The sequence below is a fragment of the Bernardetia sp. MNP-M8 genome, assembly GCF_037126285.1.
In the GTDB taxonomy this organism is placed as follows: domain Bacteria; phylum Bacteroidota; class Bacteroidia; order Cytophagales; family Bernardetiaceae; genus Bernardetia.
Map to the genome: position 1 here is coordinate 5163667 of NZ_CP147012.1, position 22131 is coordinate 5185797.

Sequence of the window (22131 nt, forward strand, 5' to 3'; positions counted from 1 at the left end):
CACACCATGAAAAAATTAAGAATCGCTTTAGATTGGACACCAAACATCAATCATATCGGAATCTTTGTAGCAAAAGAACTAGGATTTTATAAAGAATTGGAGATAGAAACAACTATTATAAATCCTTTAGAGGATAATTATACAGTTACTCCTGGTAAAAAATTAGAGCTAAATGAAACTGATTTTGCTATTGCACCTTTCGAAACTGTGATTAGTCTAAACAACAAAAAAAATGTAGTTGATGCTATTGCTGTTTTCGCCATTTTACAAGAAGATATTAGCAGTATTGCAACACTAAAATCTTCAAAAATAGATAGACCTCAACTTTTAGATGGAAAAATATATGCTTCTTATAAAGCACGTTATGAAGACTATATTGTGAAACAAATGGTCAAAAATGATGGAGGAACTGGAGCTATTGAATTAGTATATCCTGAAAAACTAGGAATCTGGAACATTTTATTGGAAAACAAAGCTGATGCGACTTGGATATTCAATAACTGGGAAGCAATAGAAGCTGAATCAAAAAAGGTAGAACTCAATAAATTTTCTTTAGGCGATTTTGATATTCCCTATTGTTATTCTCCTGTCATTATTACAAAAAACAGCAATTTGAAAAAACAAAAAGAGGAATATTCAAATTTTATAAAAGCTACTCAAAAAGGATATTTATACGCCCTAGAAAATAAATTAGAAGCTATAAAAATCCTAGAAAAACACCTAACAGAATACGATAAGCAAAATATTGATTTAGAAAAGTCAATTAATTTTACTGCTCCATATTTTAAAACTGATTCAGAATGTGGTTCTATCAAACCCAAAAGAGTAAGTTCATTTCTAAATTGGCTTGTTGATAATAAACTAGAAAATGAAAGAATTCTTCATCAAGATTTGTTTACAAATGAATTATTGAAATAAATCAAAAATAGTTTTAGCACAAGACCAAAATCTTGTGCTTTTTCCTATCTACTTTGTCTTTCTTCTAACTCTGACCGTATAAGTAACAAGATATTTATTATCAATTTTTATATGAACATCATAATGACCTAACTTTTCAAAAGTATATTTTAATTCTAAAAATCCTTCTTTGGTTCTATTAATGATAGGTTTTTTAGAATATTTAGAAGCACCTGAACCTAGTTCTAGCTCAATAGCTTCTGTGTTGAGTGAATCGGGAGCTTCAAATAAAAAACTAATTGTTTCATTTTTCCCTATCTCTATTTTCATTTTTTGAGGTTCTACTGGAATAAGCTGATAATTGAAAGCATATTTATAAATCAATGGTGCATTTAGGAATTGAGAAAGAATAGGTTTATTTTCCAATAACATCCATTTTTTATCTAAAGGATAATGATTTTTGATAAATAACTTAGGTTCAGCTAAAAAATAACCGTCATTATATTCTGAAATAAACTCATTTTTATCTACATCAAAAAATCCACTTGACCAAGTTGCATCACAGAGATACCATTTGTTATCCAGTTCTACTGCATTCCATGAGTGATTTGGAATGCTGTTTTCCTCATCCATATTACTACTTGCAGTCTTTCCATAACCGTTCACAATTTCGCACTTTATATCAGATATATCTGCCAATTCTTTCACTAAATAAGCATAGCCTGTACAAAGCGTTTTTTGTTCTTTGATTAATTTCTCAGCTACTTTTGGTAGATATGATTTATTCCAATTACGTAAAGCCAAACTATCATTTTGAAACTGTTTGCGTTTCTGTTTATTTTTGACATATCCCCAATAATCATTTTCAATATTGGTACTTACCCAAGTATATATTGCTCTAAATTTTTCTACTTGAGAAGGTAACGAATTTGTCAAATTATAAGAAAGTAAAGGCAAGTTTTTTAAGCTCTCGCCTTTGTAGTGATTTGCAACACTATCAGCTTTACGAAAATCTACATTTTCAAAATCGCTGAGCTGTGCTTTAGCTACTCCAGTAATGAAAAAGAATAAAATACAGAAAAATCGAATCATCTAAATAAACCTTTAAATTTTTGCCAAACTGTTTGTTTTGATTGATAAACTTCATTGACACTTACTTCTCCCATAAGATCATATTCTTCATGCAATTGGAATGTTAAATTTAGTGATGTATTTTTTGTTATTGTTATTTCCTGTGTTACATAACCGACAAAACGTATTACTAAAATATTGTCATAATCAGAACTAGGAACTGTAATACTAAAATTTCCCTCTAGGTCTGTAGTAGTTCCTCTATTAGTTCCCTTTAATTGAACAGTTGCTCCTGGTAAAGCACCATATTCTGGACAGCTAACATTTCCTGTTATGGTAATTGTTTTATCTGTAGTAGAATTTATCTCTTCATTACTATTTTCTTTCTTTTCAGATGCTTCTGTAATCACAGTTGGATTAGTCTGTTGGGCTTGACTTTTACTAATTGTCAAAAGAGAAAGAAGAGAAAAACTCATTAAACCAATTCCTATTTTTTTCAAGCTATACGTTCTTTTTGAAGGAATAAGAGTCGAATAGGTTTTGAGTTGAGATTCATTAAAGCGACCACAGGTCTTTTTTTGATTATTTTGAAAATAGGCTATAATCTCTTTATCAGTCATTTGGGTAAAGTCTATGACTTCTTTCTGACAAGAACCACAAAAGCCACCTGCTTGTGTAGCTTTAAAATTCTCAAACTTTTCTGAACATGGCTTATTAATACCAAGAGTAATATTTGGTTTCATGTTTTTTCTTTAGTTTCTTAAAAATTTATAATACGCTCACAATACGTTCAGTAGGGTGTGAAGTGTTGCAGTAGAAAAGAAAAAATAAGCACAAAAAAAGAGAAATAACAGTTTGAAAAAACTATTATTTCTCTTTTTACAATATTTTAGGAAAAGGCAAGCCGTTTTCCCTACAATAAAATAATGACTAAAATTACTTTCTAATCAAAGCACCTACTTCTTTTTCGTAAGCAGCAATAAGTCTTTGCATCGTTTTTTCGATTGTTTTTTCATCTAGTGTTTTGTCTTTGTCTTGCAATGAGAATGCTACAGAATAGGATTTTTTACCTTCTTCAATTTTATCGCCTTCGTAAATATCAAAAACAGAAACATTTTGTAAAATTTTTCGCTCTGTTTTTTGAGCTACTTTTTCAAGTTCTGCAAAAGAAACTTTTTTATCCAAAACGATAGACAAATCACGACGTACAACAGGGAATTTTGAAAGCGCAGAAAACTCTCTTGGTTTTGTTTTTTGATTTAATAAAACTTCCCAACGAATTTGAGCATAAAAAACTTCTGCATTTGTTTCTGTCAGTTTACATAGTTTTTTCTTTACCAATCCCATTTTCAAAATCTGCTCAAAAGAATCTTTTCCTGTTCTTTTTGTAAGTTCGATGCCGTATTGAAGTTCCTTATCTTCACTTAATTTATTTTGGTCAAAATCAGAAATATCAAATCCTACAGCTTTTAAAATTCGTTGAACGACACTAGAAAGCTGGAAATAATCGACTGGAGTAGCTTTTTTATTCCAAGAAGTAGGCGTAGAACCAACTAAGAAAATACCTAATTGCCATTCTTCAAAGTATTTGTGTTCGTCGTCTTTAGGTTCTGCTATTTTATGATATACTTTTCCAAACTCAAATCCTTTTATGAGTTCTTCTTGTCTATTCAAATTTCTTGTAATGCTTTCCAAACCACCAAAAAGCAAACTCTGACGCATTACGTCCAAATCTTCACTAAGTGGATTGAGCATTTTTACACTTGTAGCTTCTATTTCTAAAGCCTTTGCGTAATTTGACGAAGTAAGCGAATTATTCATCATTTCTGAAAAGCCCATTCCTACCAAAATATCAGCCGTTTTCTTACGAATTTCTTGGTCTTTCGAAATGGAAGGTGCAATATAATCCGTTGCTGCCGTCTGTGGAAAATCAATATTATTCAGTCCATAAATACGCAAAACTTCTTCAGCAATATCAGCAGGTTGAAGTACATCGACACGATAAGTTGGAACTGAAACAGTTATTTTATCATCATTCTCGTTCGTATTTTCTTTTACTACTTCAATATCTAAATCAGTCAAAATACGTTTTACAGTTTCCTTCGGAATATCATTTCCGATAAGTGTATTTAGGTAATTGTAAGAAACTTCAAAAGTCGGATTTTCAATTTTTTGAGGATACAAATCGGTAACTTCACTAAAAATTGTTTCTTCTGTTCCTGCAATTTCTTGAATTAATAAAGCTGCGTATTTGAGTGGATAAAGAACATTATTTGGGTCAGTTCCACGAGCAAAACGGAAAGAAGCATCTGTAAAAAGGTCGTGAATTTTTGAAGTTTTACGAACAAAATCAGGCGAAAAATAAGCTGACTCTAAAAATATATTCGTAGTAGAATCAGAAACACCCGAATCCAGACCACCAAAAACACCAGCAATACAAAGAGGATTTAGCTCAGAATCACAAATCATCAAATCGCTTTCTGCTAATTTATACGTTTCTTTATCTAAGGCTACAAATTCTGTTTTCTCCTTTAAAGTTGAAACTACAATTTTATTTCCCTTAATTTTATCAGCATCAAAGGCGTGTAAAGGCTGACCAAAAGAATGCAAAACATAGTTTGTAATATCTACTACATTATTGATTGATTTCTGTCCAATAGATTCCAAAGCCATTTTGAGCCACGCTGGAGAATCTGCAACTTTTACATTTTTGATTGTTACACCTGCATATCTTGGACACGCCTCAGCATTTGCAATTTCTACTTGAACAGCATCAGTTTTATTAATTTCTTTCTTTAAAGAATCAAACTCTTCAATGCTAGGCTTAGAAATTTCACGTTTCAGACGAGCTTTCAAATCTCTAGCCGTTCCATAATGTGAAGCTGCATCTACTCGGTTTGGAGTAAGACCAATCTCTAAAACTATATCATTTTGTAAATCAAAAACTTGACTTGCAGGAGTTCCATTTTTAACTTGTGCTTTTTCGCCTTCCAAAACCAAAATTCCGTCGTGTGATTTACCTAATCCCATTTCATCTTCGGCACAAATCATTCCTTCGGAAACTTCTCCTCTGATTTTTCCTTTTTTGATTTTGAACGGTTCACCATCTTCTGGATAAAGCATTGTACCGATTGTAGCAACAATTACTTTTTGTCCTTTGGCTACGTTTTCAGCACCACAAACGATGGATAAATTTTCTTCTGCTCCAATATTAACTGTTGTGCAATTCAAATGATCAGAATTTGAATGAGGCTCACACGTCATGACTTCGCCCACTACAAAACCTTCTAAACCACCTTTTATTTGTTCGAAAGTTTCAATTCCTTCTACTTCTAGTCCTGTTTCGGTAAGGTATTCTGCTATTTTTTCGGCAGATTCTTCAAGTTGAATGTATTTTTTGAGCCAGCTAAGTGAAATGTTCATAGTATAAGTTCTGTGTCGCTCGTGAGGACACGAACAACGGCGATTTTAATTTCTTGATGTATATTTTTTATAGATGCGAAGGTAAGAAGTTTTTTGGAAATTATCTATAATTGGTGTTGGTTGTTATGGAATTGTGCTTGATGATTGATGAAAAGTTTTAACCAACTAAGACCATATTTTTTTTAGCTTCTCCCAAAAACTTAATTTGTTCATTTCTAATTTAAATATCTTTTTTTGAAACTCTTTTTTTCTTTCTGAATTATTAAAAGTTTCGTTATAATGCTTTAAGACTTCTAAGTGAAAATCTTCTATTTGCAAATCTCTATCAATCGTAATATAGGTTAAATTTTGCTCTTCTGTCCAGTTACTTTTTTCCAAACTCCATTTTGGAATCAAACTCTTTAAATACTCGTATTCCTTTGCTTGATATAGAAAATTTATTTCATCTTTGATTGGGAATTCAAAAACTTTAAAGTATTCGTGCTTGTGTTTTTTCCAATCATTGATTTCTTCTTGTAAAAACCATGAATCTGTACTATTTTCTCCAATTGCACTTTTTACAAGCTCTTTATTTTGATGTTCTGTATTTTCTAAGTATTCAAATACTCTATCAACTCCAAAGGATAATAAATATTCTGTATCAAAGCCAATAGAAGAATCAAAATCAGTTTCTTTAGCATTGATAAATTTCCAAATATCCTCTACTTTATCAAATTTGGTTAAAATGAATGCAGATAAATAAAGAACATCTACTTCATAATCAACAACAACTTTTAAATCAGACTTTCTTAATATTGTTTCTTCATTAAAAATAAAATCAGCTATTTTATAATCTGAAGGTTTACAATCATTATAGAGACCAATTAAAATTCGGTTTCTTTTTATTTGATTTCTATTATTATCCACAGCAGAATCTATAGAATATTCTGACAGAAGGTTTAAATTACTTCTTAATAATTCTAATTCATCTCTATATGTCTGTTCTAATTGCATTAAATAGTTGTTTTCTTAAAATACTGTTGTTTTTTATAAAAAAACCTAAACTCCCTCCCTCTTAATCTCCAAAACCTTATTACAAACCCTTTCAATCATTTCTTTAGAAATATCCAAATGTGTAACAATTCTGAGCCATTCTTTTCCAAAATTAGAAACTAAAATCCCTTTTTTAGCTAGTTCATTTTTGAACTTTTCAGATGTGTAATTTGATTCTATTCTAAACAAAACAATATTTGTTCCTTCAAAAATAACTTCTTCTACAAGTTTATTTTGCTTTAAAGATTCGGCAATTTTGCCAGCATTCTGATTGTCTTCTTTCAGTTTTTCAATGTTGTTATCCAGCGCATAAATTCCTGCTGCTGCCAAAAAACCAGACTGTCGCATTCCTCCTCCCAACACTTTACGTACTCGTTTTGCTTGATGAATAAGCTGTTTATTTGCCACCAAAACCGAACCCACAGGCGCACCCAATCCCTTCGAAAGACAAACCGAAATGGTATCAAAATACTGTCCTAGTTCTTTTGCTGATTGATTTCTGTAAACTAAAGCATTAAAAATTCTTGCTCCGTCTAAGTGAAGTTTCAAATTATTCTTTTTACATAATTCTGAAATGGCTTTTATTTCTTCCATTTTATACGAACTTCCACCTGCTTTATTGACAGTATTTTCTAACGCCACCACTCTTGAACGAGGAAAATGAATATCATCAGGCATAATAACTTCTTCAATCATTTTGGGAGTCAGAATTCCTTTTTCGCCTTGTAAAAGTCTGACTGAACAAAATGAATTATAAGCAATTCCTCCTCCTTCATACTGATAAATATGCGAACGAATATCACAAATAATATCATCTTGAGGGTGTGTTAAGATTTTAAGAGCAATCTGATTGGTCATTGTTCCCGAAGGACAAAAAAGAGCTGCTTCGTGTCCAAATAAATCAGCTACTTTTGCTTCTAGTTCTTTCACAGTTGGATCTTCATCCCAAACATCATCTCCTACTTTTGCATTCATCATGGCTTCTTTCATAGCTGGAGAAGGAAGTGTAAAAGTATCACTGCGAAGGTCTATATTTTTGATATTCATAATAATTTAAAAAGGTATTATAAAAAAGTATGCTTAATTTTTGATTTAAAATTTTTGTCCTAAAACAGTAACTAAAGGCGCATTTTTGAGACGTTCTTTTACAAAATCAATGTCTTTACAATAAATTGTGTTATGATTTCCAAGTGATTCTATTTTTTTGAGTTCTCTTTTTATAGGGTCGTAAGAATAAGGTTTGTAACCCCAATTTTCTAATTTTTGATGGATTTTTGCTTCATCATATCCATATCTATCTCCAGAACCATTGAGTTCGATAATAATTGCTTTTTGTAAAGGAGATGAAAAAATAGTTTCTCCTCCATTTATAACTTCAGTTTCAAATCCTTCTACATCAATTTTTACCAAAATAGGAATCCTTGTAGCTACATCATCCACTTTTTCAATCGGAACATCAATTCTTTGGTCTTGTGGGGTTTCTTCTGTCGCTACATGATTTATGGTATCTAAAGACTTTGTAAATTGTAAAACACCTTTTTTACTTCCCAAACCAATATTTAAAGCTGTTGCTTTATTTGCTAAGTTATTTACTTGAATATTTTTTTGAAGTTTTTGATAAGTCGTCGGAATAGGTTCTATACTTGTGGTTTGCGTTCCGATTACTCCTGCTGCCAAAACGGTATAACTACCAATATTTGCCCCAATGTCCATAAAATAATCCCCATTTTCATCTTTTGTGTTTCTGAGAAAATGAAGCAAAAAACCCATATCATTAAACTCGTGCAGTCCTGTATAAATATTTCCTGTTGCACCCGTCATTCCATTTTGAGCAGCTAATTTTGTATTTTCTACAAAAGGTACAATATGAATCCCTTTATCTAATCTTGATTGAAATTGCCACTTGAAATATCTAAAAATAGCTGATAGTTTTTGATTTTGGGTAAGTGGGTGTGAGGTAATATGTTTTAGGGTAATAGATAATGACATAATAAGGGTTAGTGATAAAATTCAGTAAGGAATATATGTTTTTATAAAACTGTTAGTCAAAATAACTTGTTAAGCAAAGATACTAGAAAGCTATTAATTTAATCTAAAGGAACTTAAAGTAAATTATGAGTTTTCCTAAATTTTTAATCAATTCACTAAAAACACTCGTTTTACTATGAAATTCGCTACTAAAGCCATACACGCAGGCATAGAACCAGACCCGAGCACAGGAGCTATCATGACTCCCATTTTTCAAACTTCTACTTTTGCACAACCTACCGTTGGTCAGAATAAAGGCTTTGAGTATGCACGCTCATCAAATCCTACTCGTCAAACGTTAGAAAAATCATTTGCAGCCTTAGAAGAAGCCAAACATGGTTTTGCTTTTTCTTCTGGGATGGCAGCCATAGATACAGTTATGAAACTTTTAAAACCTAATGATGAAGTTATCTGTGGACAAGATATTTATGGTGGTTCGTACCGTTTGTTTGTAAAAGTTTATGAAGAAATTGGAATCAAATTTCATTTTATAGATATGCAAGATGAAGAAGTAGTAAAAAATGCCTTGAATTCACAAACTAAGATGATTTGGATAGAAACGCCTTCAAACCCACTCTTGCAAATCGTCGATATCGAAAAAATGATTACCATTGCAAAAGAAAATAATCTTATTTCAGTAGTTGATAATACATTTGCTACACCTTACTTACAAAATCCAATAATTATGGGGGCAGATATTGCTATGCACTCAGCAACAAAATATTTGGGTGGACATTCCGACGTTGTGATGGGAGCTTTGATGCTCAATGATGATAAACTGGCAGAACGCATTTATTTTATTCAAAAATCTTGTGGTGCTGTTCCTTCACCTTTTGATTGTTTTTTGGTTCTTCGTGGCATCAAAACGCTTCATTTGAGAGTAGATGCAAGCTGTCGAAACGCTACAAAAATTGCTGAATTTTTGGTAAATCATGAAAAAGTTGAGAATGTATATTTTGCAGGGTTAAAAACTCACAAAGGACACGAACTTGCAAAAAAACAAATGCGTCAGTTTGGAGGAATGATTTCATTTGATTTAAAAAACGACACACAAGAAAATGCGTATAATTTTTTAGAAAGCACGAAGATTTTTGTTTTAGCTGAGTCATTAGGAGGCGTTGAATCCTTGGCTTGTTATCCTGCTTTGATGACTCATGCAAGTATCCCTATCGAAAAAAGACATGAAATTGGTATTACAGATTCTTTGATTCGTTTGAGTGTGGGTTGTGAAGATGTAGATGATTTGATTGAAGATTTGGAGCAAGCACTAACTAAAGTAACACTTCAAAAATAAAAGCATAAAAAAACCGTTTTTATAATTTAATATAAAAACGGTTATCAGTATAAAACCGAACACTTGCAGAGAAAGAGGGATTCGAACCCCCGGTACCTCACGGTACAATGGTTTTCAAGACCACCGCATTCGACCACTCTGCCATTTCTCTAAATGAAGAAGTATTACAAATTAATATAAAACTCTTGTGGTGTTTCTCTCAATGAGGATACAAATGTACAACACTTTTTTTTATTATGCAACTATTTTTTTCTGTGTTTGGTGTTTTTTTTCATTTTTATTGCTCTCTAAATTTGTATCCATGTTGTGATACAGAACAACAATTTACTTTTTACATTCTGTCTGTAATTATCAAACTATAAACATAAAAAAAGCTGTTTTTATAAATTAATATAAAAACAGCTTTAACACTTGCAGAGAAAGAGGGATTCGAACCCCCGGTACCTCACGGTACAATGGTTTTCAAGACCACCGCATTCGACCACTCTGCCATTTCTCTAAATGAAGAAGTCTTACAAATTAATATAAAACTCTTGTGGTGTTGCCCTTAAGACGATACAAATGTAGCACGCTTTTTTTTATTATACAACACAGTAACTAAAGTTTTTAAAAAAAAGTTCGTCTCCTTTCTCTTTTTTAAATAAAATCAATTGACTTTCAGCAGGTTACTTATTTATTTTTTTTCTTAAAAAAATATCTTTTTTTAAATATGCTTCTGCTTTCTTGATATTCGACTATTATAAAACCTTTCTTTATTAAAAAATCATTAATTAAATTTATCCTAAAATTGCCTTCACAGATTAAATTCTTATCTTTGAAGTACAAGAATTCAATTCTCATTTCTATTTCATCTAAACAAGTCATCTTTTAGTTAGATTATGTTTAGAAGACAAAACTTATTTTGAATTCCATTCTAAAGAAATTTTAGTAATTTATAAATTACGCAAGTTAAAAATAAAAACACAAAAGCAAACCACATAAAATAATACGTTCTTATGGCTGAAATCCTTATTATGCCACGCCTTACCGATACGATGGAAGAAGGCGTTGTAGCAAGCATACTCGTAAAAGAAGGCGACACAATAAAGTCAGGCGACCTTTTGGCAGAAATTGAAACTGATAAAGCAACGATGGAATGGGAAAGCTTCGTCGATGGTGAAGTTTTATATATTGGCGTAAATGAAGGCGATGGTGTTCCTGTAAATGCCCCCGTTTTGATTTTAGGCAAAAAAGGAGAAGACATTTCAGACTTAAAAGCAAAGTTTGGACAAAGTGGAGAAAATAAAAACGATTCTTCTGAATCTAAAAAAGAAGAAACGAAAGAAGAGCCAAAACAGGAAGCAAAACAATCCGAATCTAAAAAAGAAGTAGAACAACCAAAACAACAAAAATCTACTACTAAAAAAGTAGATACTTCTTCTATTAAAGCTGTTGTACTTCGCATGCGAAAAATGACAGACACCATGGAAGAAGGTGTGTTGGCTTCTTGGCTTGTAAAAGTAGGCGACAAACTCAAATCGGGTGATGTTATAGCTGAAGTAGAAACAGATAAAGCAACCATGGACTTTGATATTTATGATGATGGTGAAGTTCTTTATTTAGCAGCAGAAGAAGGTGATAGCGTACCAATTGATGCACCTATTGCCGTTATTGGAGAAAAAGGAGCAGATTACCAAGCACTTTTAGATGCTGAAAGTGGATCAAGTAGTTCGGATTCTAATAATGAAAAAGAAGAAGAAAAAGCAGAAACAAAAGAAGAAGAAAAATCGACTTCTATGTCTTCTGCTAATAATAATTCTTCAAATGGAAGTTCAGAAGGACGTATCTTTATTTCTCCTTTAGCTAAAAAAATGGCAGAAGAAAATGGATATGATATTAACCAAATAGAAGGAAGTGGAGAAAATGGCAGAATTACCAAAAAAGATATAGAAAACTTTACTCCTCAAAAAGCTACAAAAACAGAAACAAAACAAGTTTCTGAAACGCAGTCTAGTCAATCTAATGGACAACAAGCTCAAAAAGCAGCTCCAGCTTTTGCACAAGAAGGCACACAAGACGAGAAAGTTTCACAAATGCGTAAAGCAATTGCAAAGAGTCTTTCGGCTAGTAAATTTACAGCTCCTCATTTTTATCTGACTATTGCTGTAAATATGGATAAAGCCATCGAAACACGCAAAATGTTGAATGGGCTTTCTGATACAAAAATTTCGTTTAATGATATTGTTATCAAATCAACAGCCTTAGCACTCAAAAAACATCCAGCTATCAATGCCTCTTGGCAAGGTGATACAATTCGTTATTATGATAATGTTCATATGGGCGTTGCTGTGGCAGTAGATGAAGGTTTGTTAGTTCCTGTGGTTCGTTTTGCAGAAATGAAAACACTTTCTCAAATCAATACAGAAGTAAAAGATTTTGCAGGAAAAGCAAAAGACAAAAAATTACAACCTTCAGATTGGGAAGGAAGTACATTTACAATTTCTAATTTGGGAATGTTTGGAATTGAAGAATTTACAGCTATCATCAATGCGCCAAATGCGTGTATTTTGGCTGTCGGTGCAATTACTCAACAACCTATTGTTAAAGATGGTGAAATTGTAGTTGGAAATATCATGAAGATGACACTTTCTTGTGATCATAGAGTTGTAGATGGTGCAGTTGGTGCAGCATTTTTACAAACCCTAAAGGAATTTATGGAAAATCCTTTGAAAATGTTAGTATAATGTTTTGAAAAATTATTCTTCATCAAAAATGAAAAAATAATAGAAAAGCCTTTACAGATTTTTGTAAAGGCTTTTTTTGTAGTTGAATATTATTTTATCTCTAATAATTCTATCAAATTGATATGATTATTTTTTATCTTTATAAAATTCTCGTTTATCATTTTTTACACTTCCTTCATAAATTTCAAAACGCATAAAACGGCATTCTAATGAGCCATTAAACATTTTTAATTTTGGTTTGGATGAAAGACCAATATGTTTTGCAGCATCCATATTTGAAGTAATAATCCACGCTGTATAACCTGCCCAGTTTTGTTTTAGGGTATCTCCAATTTCGGCATAAAAAGCATTTATATCTTCATCTTTGTCCATTCGTTCTCCATAAGGAGGGTTTATGATGATTACACCTTTATCTGCTTTTCGTCTTTTAAACCACGATTTTCCTTGTTCCTTTTCTTCTTCTTGTTTTTCTTCTTCCGTTTTAATTGTTTCTTCTTTCTCTTCTATTGGTGGTGGCATTAAATCTTGAAAAGCAATATCTTTTAGATGAATATATTTTTTTAGATTGGCTTCAGCAATGTTTGCAGCAGCTTTACGAGCTACATTTTTTGAAATTTCTCCTGCCAAAATATAAGGCATATTCTCTGTATTTATTTTTTCCATTTCCTCATCAAAAACTTCTTCCCACAAATCAGCATCAAAATTTGACCATTTCTCAAACCCAAAAAGAGGACGGAAAGAACCTGCTGGAATATTGGCTGCCATTAACGCAGCTTCAATAGAAAGCGTTGCCGAACCACACATAGGATCTACAAAATCACTTTTTTTATCCCATTTGGAAAGCATAATAAGTCCTGCTGCCAAAACTTCATTCATTGGGGCAAGATTAGTTTTGTCTCTATAACCACGCTTATAAAGTGGGTCGCCAGAGCTATTGAGCATTACCATACAGACATTATTTTTGATATAGACCTGAATTCTCAAATCAGGATTCATAATATCCACAGAGGGACGTTTGTCATATTTTTCTCTAAATTTATCTACAATAGCATCTTTTGTTTTTTGTTCGATATAGCGAGAGTGCGTAAATATATTTGTACTGAGTGTACAATTAATAGCCAACGTTTCTTCGATAGACAAATACTTTTCCCAGTCTATATTTTTTACTTTGTCATATAAATCATGTTCGTCTTTGACTTCAAACTCTGCAATCGGCACAAGTACACGCAGAGCAGTTCTGAGACACAAATTTGCCTTATACATCATTCTCAAATCGCCTTCAAAACTTACAGCACGATTATTTAATTGGACATTTTTTGCACCTAAATCTTTTATTTCTTGAAATAAAATTTCATCTAATCCAAACATAGTTTGGGCTGTCATTTGGAAGGTTTCGTTGAGCATTTTTTTATATTTTATGTCATTGGTTAGGACACCAACAACGGCGAAAAAGCGATATTTAGCAAATCATTTTAATAAATAAAATTCAAAGATAAAGTCTTTTTTTGAACGGAACTAAAAAACGCCCTAAAAACTTGCTTTCTAAGGCGTTTTTACTTTTATGAAATATTGAAAGATTAATCTTTAAAAGTAATTCTGATAAACTGATATTTCTTTTTTCGTTTGGCAAACAAAATCATTTCATTTTTTGAAACCTGTACAGACACTTTTGGACGTACAATTTCTTCTTTTTTAGGTGTATTTAATAAACTTATTCGATTTTGTTTTCCATTACTATCTACTGTATTTAGAGCTACAGCAAGATTTTTATAACTAAACGAATATACTTTGCCTTCTTTGAGGCTTTTGTCATAAATATTTCTAGCGTTATCATTAAAAACAAAATGAAGTTTGTCTCCTACAATAGCTAATGTATAAGAAGAATAATATCCTCCATCATTTACTGTTGTTTGTCTTTTAGGAACTTTGTGCGCCCAGTCTATTTCTCCAGCAGGCGAAATACTGATAACAATAATATCGTGATAATTGTAGTAATAATTAGTTCTAGAGCTTACCTGTCCATTTGCGCCAGTAGTTCGGATGGTAGATTCACGAATATAAAATTGCTCTCCTACAAGTACAGCTCCTCCATCCTCTTTCAGGATAATGTTATTCAAATCATATTCATAGAGTTCGACATCTTTTCCTTTGTCTGCTTTTTTCTTTGTTTTCTTCTTTTGTTTTTCGCTCATATCTTGAGTGATAAAGTCAAGCCCAAACTCTTTAAAACTCTTTGTTTTGATTTGTTTGCTTTCACTATCTATTGTTAGAAAATAACTTCCCTCAATACTGAAAGTTCCTACATTAGAATAAAAACCAGCACAAATTAAATTAGAATTATCAGCAATAGCAAGTTGCATATCAGTCAAAAACTTATCTTTTACAACTACATCATATTCTTTTAATGTTTTTCCTTCGTCTGTATAGCTCAAAATTTTATACGAATAATTTGGCTTTCCTGCTCGTTTTGTTCTAGCTTTTTCTTTATAAAGAATACTCAAAAGATGTACATTTCCTTTTTTGTCAATCTTATAATCTGTTACTCCCAATAGCTTATCTTCGTAAGGAAGTATAACATTTTTTGACCAAAGTAGATTCATATCATTATCAAATACATGAAAACCAAACTTTTCATTTTCTTTTTTCTCATAAGGAAGTTGATAATAAACCAATATTTTGGAGGTATCTCTAGCTACTGAAAAACTAAACGAACCACTATTTCGACTTCTATTTCCTTCAAAAGAAATTTGAGCAATTTGCTTTTTTTGCCCTTTAAATTTCAAACTTTTACTGTCTATTTGTTGAACAAAAAGCGTTTTTTCTTTTGTTTTTTTATCTAGAAGCTGTGAGAATAGATATAAATTTCCATTCAATTGACTAATCCTAACCAATGTATAATCGTCTTCTAATTCTAATTTTTCAGACTTAATTTGATTGAGATTAATATCATAATGTTCAAGATAATTGTCAGTTCTAAAAAGACTTTTTGTTTCAAATTTTAGCAAATAGAATCCCGTTTTATCATAACCTATAATCGAACCTATTTCCCCTCTACGAGAAATAGAATATTCTTTTCCCATTTGCACACTTGCATACGGATTATTATTGATTTGTCCGAAAGTAGAATGCGAAACTGAAAAGTAGGATAGAAAAACAATGAAAAATAAAATGAATGAGAATGATTTCATTTGAAGTAGATTAAATTAGATACTAATATTTAAAAATAAATGCAAAAATAAATAATTTTGATTTATAAAAACAAAAAAAATACCTCAAAAATAAATTTATAAGACATTTTTTTATTTAAAAGTACTAATTTTAATATTGCATCAATTTTTTCAATTTCTCTACAAAACGTTCATACGGTAAGAAATTTTTCGTTGTTGGGCTTAGTTTGTAACTATGACCTATCAGCATGGCAAATCTTAGATTTGCCATGCTGATAGGTCATAGTCATCGCTTCGCTAAAGACAACGCCCAACACTTGTTGTTATTTCTAGTCTTCGGAAGACTCAGCCGAACGGGGGAACCAAATTTTAGGATGTTCAAAGGCAATAATTGTCAGAATTATGATTAACAGACTTATTGATAACATTGGAAGTCCACTAGAAACATTTTTGTCACCAAAAATTGTTGCAAGCCCACCTACTAAGTACAGTAATGAAATAACAAAAATAAAGATTGTGGAAAGCGACGAAAATGGAAGCTTTAATAATCTGTCTGTTTTACGAACTTTTTCGTTGTCTTTAAATTCAATTTTTTTGTCAAGAAGAAACCAACAAAATAAAAGTGTCGGAATGCCAAATATAATAATAAGCACCACATTTTTGTCAAACCTTTGTTGTTCTGTTAAATAAAAGCCATAAAGTCCTGCTCCCGTAATAGCTATACAAGGTAAGATTAATATATCTGTTAATTGTTTGGATATTGGAACTTTCACTGTTGTTTTTTAAGGTTGCCACTAACGGTTTGGGCTATGAACAGTTGGGGATTTTACGCCCTAACTATTCGGTTTGGCACCGACCTTTATTTTATGTTTATAATTTCGTTTTATCACATTCGCCCCAATTGTTTATAGCCATTGTTGTAGGTAGTGTTTTTCATTTCACTCGTTTAAAAATATAATTATCTGCAATCCTAGTATACTTTATTCCTTTTCCAGATTCAATAAGACCTTCAATAGTTGGATTAATTTTTCCTTTTGGTATAAAGTATTCATCTAAGTCTTTATCAGAAATTCTTATTTCGCCATTCTCTTCATTCATAACGGCTATAAGTTCATAGTCCTTATCAAGATGTGCTACTCCAGCGTCTGCATGACTATTATTTGTGAGAAGTATTCCACCTATTTTCAAGTAGTTTTTGCAGTATCGAGAAATAATTCCTGAATATTGGGAAATCAACAAGTCAAAGGATTCTTTTTTCAAATCAAGCGGTTCAATATAATTCGCTCCAATAAACCCAAAAATTGGTTCTATAGAATAGGTCTTGCGTGTGTTAATGATTTCTCTCACGACTTCTTTTTCTCTGAAGAATCTTATGGCTTGTTTATCAGTATCAACATACACTACTTCAGGAATAGAAAATGAAGCAGCTATATGTACAAAGCTACCCGGATACAAAGCCTTTTTAGTTCGATATTCATTGGTTACTACATTAAACAATTCTAATCTCTCAAGATTATTATCAATGAAGTATTTTTTATATATTTCTTTTGGTGTCTTCATCATCTTACATTACCTACAACGGTATGGCTTGGCGAAAGTGGGATTTCTTAGCTCTTTCCCTCGCTAAACCTCAAAAAGTTTATTTTATGTTCAAATGTCTGTGTCAAAACGTTAAGCCCATTTTTGCTAAGCCAATGTTACCAGCATTCGCTTTTTAGTTCTAAAACGTTTGTTCTAAGGCAAAAGTACGATTTTTCTCTGTTAACTCTCTCTGTTCTGACGCAAAAACGGCTTGTACTTAAAAAGCCTGTGGACAAAATTACAGTTCTACGAATAAAATAGTTGTTCTATTTTGGTTTGAACAATAGCGTTGAATGTATGATTTCGTAATGGATTGTAGAACTCAAACCTATTAATTTACCACACAAAGTTGATGCAGGATATAATATTCAAAAACCTTCTAAGCCCTTATGAATTATACACATTGTTACCAGCTTTTATTTCATTTTCTATGTTAATTGCTTGACTTACTAAATATTCCCGTCCGTCTTCTTTGGCTAAATCGATGTATTTCATTGTTAAATCAGAACCAAATTCAAATAGAACTGTAAGAGCCATCATTCTTTGATATTCACTCATTGGGTCACTTTTTTTCCAATCCCAAGCTTTTTCGCAATACTCTTCTGTCAATCGTGATTTTAATTTCCCCAATGTCTTAATTGCCATTCTTGAAACATATTCGATATTCTGCAACAGGTACTTTTCCGTCAATGATTCTGCCTTTATTTGGTCATCAAGTTTATAAAGCAATTCTACAATTTGCCATTTAGCATCATTGCTATTAAAGCCCAAGCCTTTTTTAGCAATAAATTCAAATGTTGCTGGTTGTTCAGAAATTAGCTCGACTATAGAATTGCACTCATTGTCTCTTGCAATTATGTAAAGAATATTATTAATGTCTTCATCAGTCCAATTCGAATAATGACTGTCATTCAAAAAAGTCTCAAATTCAGTCCAGATAATTGTCCAGTCAGAATAGTCACATTCCCATTCTCCACCACGTTCGTCCTGAGGAATGTCAGAATAAGCGTCTGCCCATTTCTTAAATTTTTCTATTTCGTTAAAAATCTTCCTCATTTTTAATTACTGGTAACAGTTTTTTAGAACAGATAATGGTTTTAGAAACTGCTTGTTTTGAAAAAGCCTTTAGTCAAAACCACGTTTTTTTGAAAAAAACAGTTGTCTTTTTGGTCTGAACAGTTACTATTTGTTAGAACAAATAACAATTCTTCAGACTATTCTTGCTCTACGTTTTTCTGCGATTACTGGTAACTTGTATATAAACGCAACTGCGTTCAATTATTAAAAAAAACTTTCGTATATCCCTCCAAATAAAGAAATAGACGAATGTTACTTCTTCAAAGATAAATAATTTTTAGAAAATAAATAAACGCATTAAAATTTAATTCAATGCGTTTATTATACAAATTACACTTTTTTCATCCAACCAAAATGATTTTCAATTTCTGTTGAACAAATGCTTTTGAAACAATTAAAAAAAATCTTAGAAAACTGAATTTTTAAGGCTTTTTAATATTGCACCAATTTCTTTAATTTCTCAACAAAACGCTCATACGGCAAGAAATTTTTCTCTAATTCTGCACTAAATGGAACGGCTGTATCCAAACTTCCTTCACGCATAATTGGTGCATCAAGGTTTGTAAAGTGATGTTCCGCAATCCAAGCTGAAATTTCGCCACCAATTCCACCTGTTAGGCAGTCTTCGTGTAGAATAATTACTTTTCCTGTTTTCTTAACCGTTTCTGAAACAGCTTCTTTATCCCAAGGAAGTAATGTTCTTAAATCTAAAATTTCTAAAGAATAACTATCACCTAGCTCTTCGGCTGCTTTTCTAGCCCAATGAACTCCCATTCCGTAGGTAATGATACTTACATCTTCGCCTTCTGAAACTAGAGCAGCTTTTCCAATTGGAAGAGTATAATAATCATCATAAATATCTTCCGAAATAGCACGATAAAGAGCTTTATGTTCGAAGAAAATAACTGGGTTTGGATCTTCAATAGAAGCATTCAGAAGTCCTTTCGCATCATAAGGAGAAGATGGATAAACTACCTTTAATCCTGGGGTATGAGCAAACCACGCTTCATTTGATTGGGAATGAAAAGGACCCGCTGCCACACCTGCACCTGTTGGCATACGAACTACAACATCAGCATTTTGCCCCCAACGATAATGCGATTTAGCTAAATTATTAATGATTTGATTGAATCCACAGGTAACAAAATCGGCAAACTGCATTTCCATGACGGCTTTCCAACCACGAATAGAAAGTCCCAAACTTGCTCCTACAATAGCAGACTCACAAAGAGGTGTATTTCTGACACGTTGCTTTCCAAACTGCTCAACAAAACCATCTGTAATTTTGAAAACTCCTCCATAATCAGCTACATCTTGCCCCATAATTGTCATTTTTGGATAGCGTTCCATACTCTGACGCAATGAATCCGAAATAGCATCGATTAAGCGTTTTTGAGTTTGGCTACTACTGATTGGTGCAATAAGTTCCTGTTCGTGAGGTGCATACATATCTGCTACTTCATCTTCAGTATTTGGAACAACTTTAGGCAATTCTAAGGCTGTATCTAATGCATTTTTTATATTTTCAAAAAATTCTTCTCTTATTTCTTTTGTATTTTCTTCTGTCAGAATATTATTTTCTACTAAGAATTTTTCATAATTGGTAACTGGGTCTTTTTTCTCCCAAACTTCAAAAAGTTCTTTAGGAACATATTTTGTTCCTGATGCTTCTTCGTGTCCACGCATACGGAAAGTTATCATTTCTAATAAAACTGGATGTGGATTTTCACGCATCTCTTTAGCTAATGCCCTTACTGTTGAATAAACTTCTAAAATATTATTTCCATCTACCTGAACAGCTTTCATTCCATACCCAATTCCTTTATCGATAAATTGCTTACAACGAAACTGCTCATGACTTGGTGTAGAGAGTCCATACCCATTATTCTCTACAACAAAAATGGTAGGCAAATCCCAAACGGCTGCTACATTTAGAGCTTCATGAAAATCTCCTTGCGAAGTACCACCATCACCTGTAAAAGTAACTGTAATACGCTTTTTGTTTTCCAAAACATCAGCTAAAGCAATTCCATTGGCAACTGTCAATTGAGGACCTAAATGCGAAATCATTCCGACAATATGATGTTCATTTGTTCCAAAATGGAAAGACCTATCTCTCCCTTTGGTAAAACCTTCTTTTTTTCCTTGAAACTGAGCAAAAAGTTTTTCTAGTTCTATTTTACGAGACGTAAAAAGACCTAAATTTCTGTGAAGTGGTAACAAATATTCATCTGTTTGTATGGCTTCTGCAATCCCTACAGAAATGGCTTCTTGTCCATACCCTGAAAACCATTTTGAAATTTTGCCTTGGCGAAGCGCAATTAGCATTCTATCCTCAATCAAACGAGGTTTTAAGAGGGCTTTATAAATATGAATAAGCTGCTCATCAGAAATATCTGTTCTATCAAAAATCATTTCTTCTTCTGAATATGATTTTCTGATTTCTGTTTTTTCGTCTTGAGAAACAGTAGATTTTTCTTCTTCAATTTCTTGTTCGAAAATGGCTTCTGTTTTGATTTGTTCTTTGGTATCATTTACTGAATCTGTCAGTAACTCTACCTCAATTTCTTTTTTGTTTGTTGTGTGTTGTGGCGTTTGCATGTCTTCCTTTTCTATTGAATCTTGGTTTGAATCCTTTAAATAAGTATTTTCCAACAACTCAGTTTCCATTTCTAATTCTTGTTGAATAGAACTGATTTTGTCTTCTAAGGACAAAGATATATCATTTAATTCTGTTTCGCTTGTAGTTTTTGGACTTCGTTCTTTTTCTTTATTTTCTTCCAAATTATTTTTTTCTTTTTTAGCGAATCCATTCAAGTGAGTTTTTGGCTTTGGCAAATCTTCTGAAAACTCTATATTTTTGAAAAAGTCTGTTTCTGTATCTTCTAATTCAATTTCTAGTTCTATTTCTTCTTTTATTTGTTTTATTTTTTCTTCTTTTGGCTCATTTTGTTTGTGCAGATTTTCCAACTCTTCTCTAAGAGCATTCATTTCATCTTCTGAAAAAGCATCATTTCTATCTAAAGGACTAGCAAAATCATTTGAATTTTTCTTGTTTTTTATTTCCTCTTGTTTTTCTTCTTTTGGCTCTTCTTCTTCAAGAATCATATCCAAAGGATTATTTGCCTTTTTGGTAGGAGTAGTGTTGTGAGTTTCTATGATTTTGTTTTCTTTGTTTTCTTCCACCTTTTTTTCTGCTTTATTTTCTTCTACTTTATTTTCGTCAAAAAGCATATCTAAAGGACTAGATGTTTTTTTCTGAACAGTAGTTTTTTCTGTCTTAATTTCTTCTTCTTTTGGCTCTTCTTCTTCCAAAACCATATCCAAAGGGCTAAATGCTTTTTTCACAACAACTTTTTGATTCTCTTCTTGCTTTGCATCATTATCTTTATCTTTTTTTTCTTGCTCTTTTTTAGCTTTTGCTTCCTGTTCGGCTTTTAGTGCTAGTTCTAGTGGATTCATAGTCAGTTTTATTGAAAAGTGAGTTATTTGCTTGTGTTTCTTAGGACGGAAAAATAATTGACAATTTTATAAATTGACAATACATATTTTTTTTGGATACAATATTCATAGACAAAATTAAGTATAAAGTCACTCTAAATTTCAATGAATTTGTAGTCTATATTCTAAAATACGGATTTTTTTTGAAAAAAGTGTTTTGAAGGAGATAGATTTTCGATAAATATGCTTTAATACTATCTTTGATGGAATATTACAACGATAAAATTACAATCAAAATTTATTATTCTGATGTAAACTCGGAATTGAAAGCAACCTTTTTATTTGTTTATAGTCACTTTAAAAATGAACATTACTTAAATTAACCGTGATAACCTTT

Annotated in this window: 15 protein-coding genes and 2 tRNA genes; 3 read left to right on the forward strand and 14 right to left on the reverse strand. The window is 31.9% G+C overall.

The window, feature by feature from the left end; translation table 11 throughout:
* Positions 1-6 precede the first annotated feature (6 nt).
* On the forward strand, positions 7-918 hold the full coding sequence (locus V9L04_RS20875) for an ABC transporter substrate-binding protein (protein WP_338791872.1): 912 nt from the start codon (positions 7-9) through the stop codon (positions 916-918).
* A gap of 48 nt (positions 919-966) precedes the next feature.
* On the opposite strand, the gene V9L04_RS20880 is transcribed toward V9L04_RS20875, so the two are convergent.
* From V9L04_RS20880 to V9L04_RS20905, 6 genes are all read right to left on the reverse strand, one after another.
* Entirely contained in the window at positions 967-1989 is a 1023-nt protein-coding gene (locus V9L04_RS20880) for a transglutaminase domain-containing protein (RefSeq protein ID WP_338791873.1), read from the reverse strand.
* A complete protein-coding gene (locus V9L04_RS20885; RefSeq protein ID WP_338791874.1) occupies positions 1986-2711 on the reverse strand; it encodes a carboxypeptidase-like regulatory domain-containing protein in 726 nt (241 codons plus the stop codon). The genes V9L04_RS20880 and V9L04_RS20885 overlap by 4 nt, the downstream gene beginning before the upstream one ends.
* A 193-nt stretch (positions 2712-2904) precedes the next feature.
* Positions 2905-5391, reverse strand: coding sequence for a phenylalanine--tRNA ligase subunit beta (gene pheT / locus V9L04_RS20890; protein WP_338791875.1), 2487 nt, complete (start codon positions 5389-5391; stop codon positions 2905-2907).
* Between the two features lie 165 nt (positions 5392-5556).
* The gene (locus tag V9L04_RS20895; RefSeq protein ID WP_338791876.1) at positions 5557-6384 is read right to left on the reverse strand and encodes a hypothetical protein; all 828 of its coding nucleotides are present in this window, start codon (positions 6382-6384) and stop codon (positions 5557-5559) included.
* A 45-nt stretch (positions 6385-6429) separates the two neighbouring features.
* On the reverse strand, positions 6430-7470 hold the full coding sequence (locus tag V9L04_RS20900) for a GntG family PLP-dependent aldolase (protein ID WP_338791877.1): 1041 nt from the start codon (positions 7468-7470) through the stop codon (positions 6430-6432).
* A gap of 45 nt (positions 7471-7515) precedes the next feature.
* Positions 7516-8412 carry an FkbM family methyltransferase gene (locus V9L04_RS20905; RefSeq protein WP_338791878.1) on the reverse strand — a complete coding sequence of 299 codons (897 nt, stop codon included), beginning with the start codon at positions 8410-8412 and terminating at the stop codon, positions 7516-7518.
* 175 nt (positions 8413-8587) lie between these two features.
* Here V9L04_RS20905 and V9L04_RS20910 point away from each other — a divergent pair, with 175 nt between their 5' ends.
* Positions 8588-9745, forward strand: a complete 1158-nt coding sequence (locus tag V9L04_RS20910) for a cystathionine gamma-synthase (RefSeq protein WP_338791879.1) — start codon at positions 8588-8590, stop codon at positions 9743-9745.
* Between the two features lie 66 nt (positions 9746-9811).
* On the opposite strand, the gene V9L04_RS20915 is transcribed toward V9L04_RS20910, so the two are convergent.
* Both V9L04_RS20915 and V9L04_RS20920 read right to left on the reverse strand, forming a co-directional pair.
* Positions 9812-9896, reverse strand: a tRNA-Ser gene (locus tag V9L04_RS20915).
* A 263-nt stretch (positions 9897-10159) separates the two neighbouring features.
* Positions 10160-10244, reverse strand: a tRNA-Ser gene (locus V9L04_RS20920).
* A gap of 496 nt (positions 10245-10740) precedes the next feature.
* Here V9L04_RS20920 and V9L04_RS20925 point away from each other — a divergent pair.
* A complete protein-coding gene (locus tag V9L04_RS20925) occupies positions 10741-12468 on the forward strand; it encodes a pyruvate dehydrogenase complex dihydrolipoamide acetyltransferase (RefSeq protein WP_338791880.1) in 1728 nt (575 codons plus the stop codon).
* Positions 12469-12594: 126 nt separating this feature from the next.
* Here the strand turns inward: V9L04_RS20925 and V9L04_RS20930 are convergent, their stop codons facing one another.
* From V9L04_RS20930 to V9L04_RS20955, 6 genes are all read right to left on the reverse strand, one after another.
* Positions 12595-13872 carry a THUMP domain-containing protein gene (locus V9L04_RS20930; RefSeq protein ID WP_338791881.1) on the reverse strand — a complete coding sequence of 426 codons (1278 nt, stop codon included), beginning with the start codon at positions 13870-13872 and terminating at the stop codon, positions 12595-12597.
* Between the two features lie 173 nt (positions 13873-14045).
* On the reverse strand, positions 14046-15656 hold the full coding sequence (locus V9L04_RS20935) for a hypothetical protein (RefSeq protein ID WP_338791882.1): 1611 nt from the start codon (positions 15654-15656) through the stop codon (positions 14046-14048).
* 308 nt (positions 15657-15964) lie between these two features.
* The gene (locus V9L04_RS20940; RefSeq protein WP_338791883.1) at positions 15965-16408 is read right to left on the reverse strand and encodes a hypothetical protein; all 444 of its coding nucleotides are present in this window, start codon (positions 16406-16408) and stop codon (positions 15965-15967) included.
* Positions 16409-16568: 160 nt separating this feature from the next.
* The gene (locus tag V9L04_RS20945) at positions 16569-17195 is read right to left on the reverse strand and encodes a hypothetical protein (RefSeq protein WP_338791884.1); all 627 of its coding nucleotides are present in this window, start codon (positions 17193-17195) and stop codon (positions 16569-16571) included.
* Positions 17196-17603: 408 nt separating this feature from the next.
* Positions 17604-18272, reverse strand: coding sequence for a hypothetical protein (locus tag V9L04_RS20950; protein WP_338791885.1), 669 nt, complete (start codon positions 18270-18272; stop codon positions 17604-17606).
* 453 nt (positions 18273-18725) lie between these two features.
* Complete coding sequence (locus V9L04_RS20955; RefSeq protein WP_338794221.1) at positions 18726-20708, reverse strand: dehydrogenase E1 component subunit alpha/beta; 1983 nt, start codon at positions 20706-20708, stop codon at positions 18726-18728.
* Positions 20709-22131 lie beyond the last annotated feature (1423 nt).

Excerpts from the sequence above, each read along its gene's own strand:
- V9L04_RS20945 (WP_338791884.1), bottom strand. The coding sequence starts at position 17,195 with ATGAAGACACCAAAAGAAATATATAAAAAATACTTCATTGATAATAAT.
- V9L04_RS20925 (WP_338791880.1), top strand. The coding sequence starts at position 10,741 with ATGGCTGAAATCCTTATTATGCCACGCCTTACCGATACGATGGAAGAA.
- V9L04_RS20895 (WP_338791876.1), bottom strand. The coding sequence starts at position 6,384 with ATGCAATTAGAACAGACATATAGAGATGAATTAGAATTATTAAGAAGT.
- pheT (WP_338791875.1), bottom strand. The coding sequence starts at position 5,391 with ATGAACATTTCACTTAGCTGGCTCAAAAAATACATTCAACTTGAAGAA.
- V9L04_RS20885 (WP_338791874.1), bottom strand. The coding sequence starts at position 2,711 with ATGAAACCAAATATTACTCTTGGTATTAATAAGCCATGTTCAGAAAAG.
- V9L04_RS20875 (WP_338791872.1), top strand. The coding sequence starts at position 7 with ATGAAAAAATTAAGAATCGCTTTAGATTGGACACCAAACATCAATCAT.
- V9L04_RS20935 (WP_338791882.1), bottom strand. The coding sequence starts at position 15,656 with ATGAAATCATTCTCATTCATTTTATTTTTCATTGTTTTTCTATCCTAC.
- V9L04_RS20910 (WP_338791879.1), top strand. The coding sequence starts at position 8,588 with ATGAAATTCGCTACTAAAGCCATACACGCAGGCATAGAACCAGACCCG.
- V9L04_RS20905 (WP_338791878.1), bottom strand. The coding sequence starts at position 8,412 with ATGTCATTATCTATTACCCTAAAACATATTACCTCACACCCACTTACC.
- V9L04_RS20955 (WP_338794221.1), bottom strand. The coding sequence starts at position 20,708 with ATGATTTTTGATAGAACAGATATTTCTGATGAGCAGCTTATTCATATT.
- V9L04_RS20900 (WP_338791877.1), bottom strand. The coding sequence starts at position 7,470 with ATGAATATCAAAAATATAGACCTTCGCAGTGATACTTTTACACTTCCT.
- V9L04_RS20950 (WP_338791885.1), bottom strand. The coding sequence starts at position 18,272 with ATGAGGAAGATTTTTAACGAAATAGAAAAATTTAAGAAATGGGCAGAC.
- V9L04_RS20930 (WP_338791881.1), bottom strand. The coding sequence starts at position 13,872 with ATGCTCAACGAAACCTTCCAAATGACAGCCCAAACTATGTTTGGATTA.
- V9L04_RS20880 (WP_338791873.1), bottom strand. The coding sequence starts at position 1,989 with ATGATTCGATTTTTCTGTATTTTATTCTTTTTCATTACTGGAGTAGCT.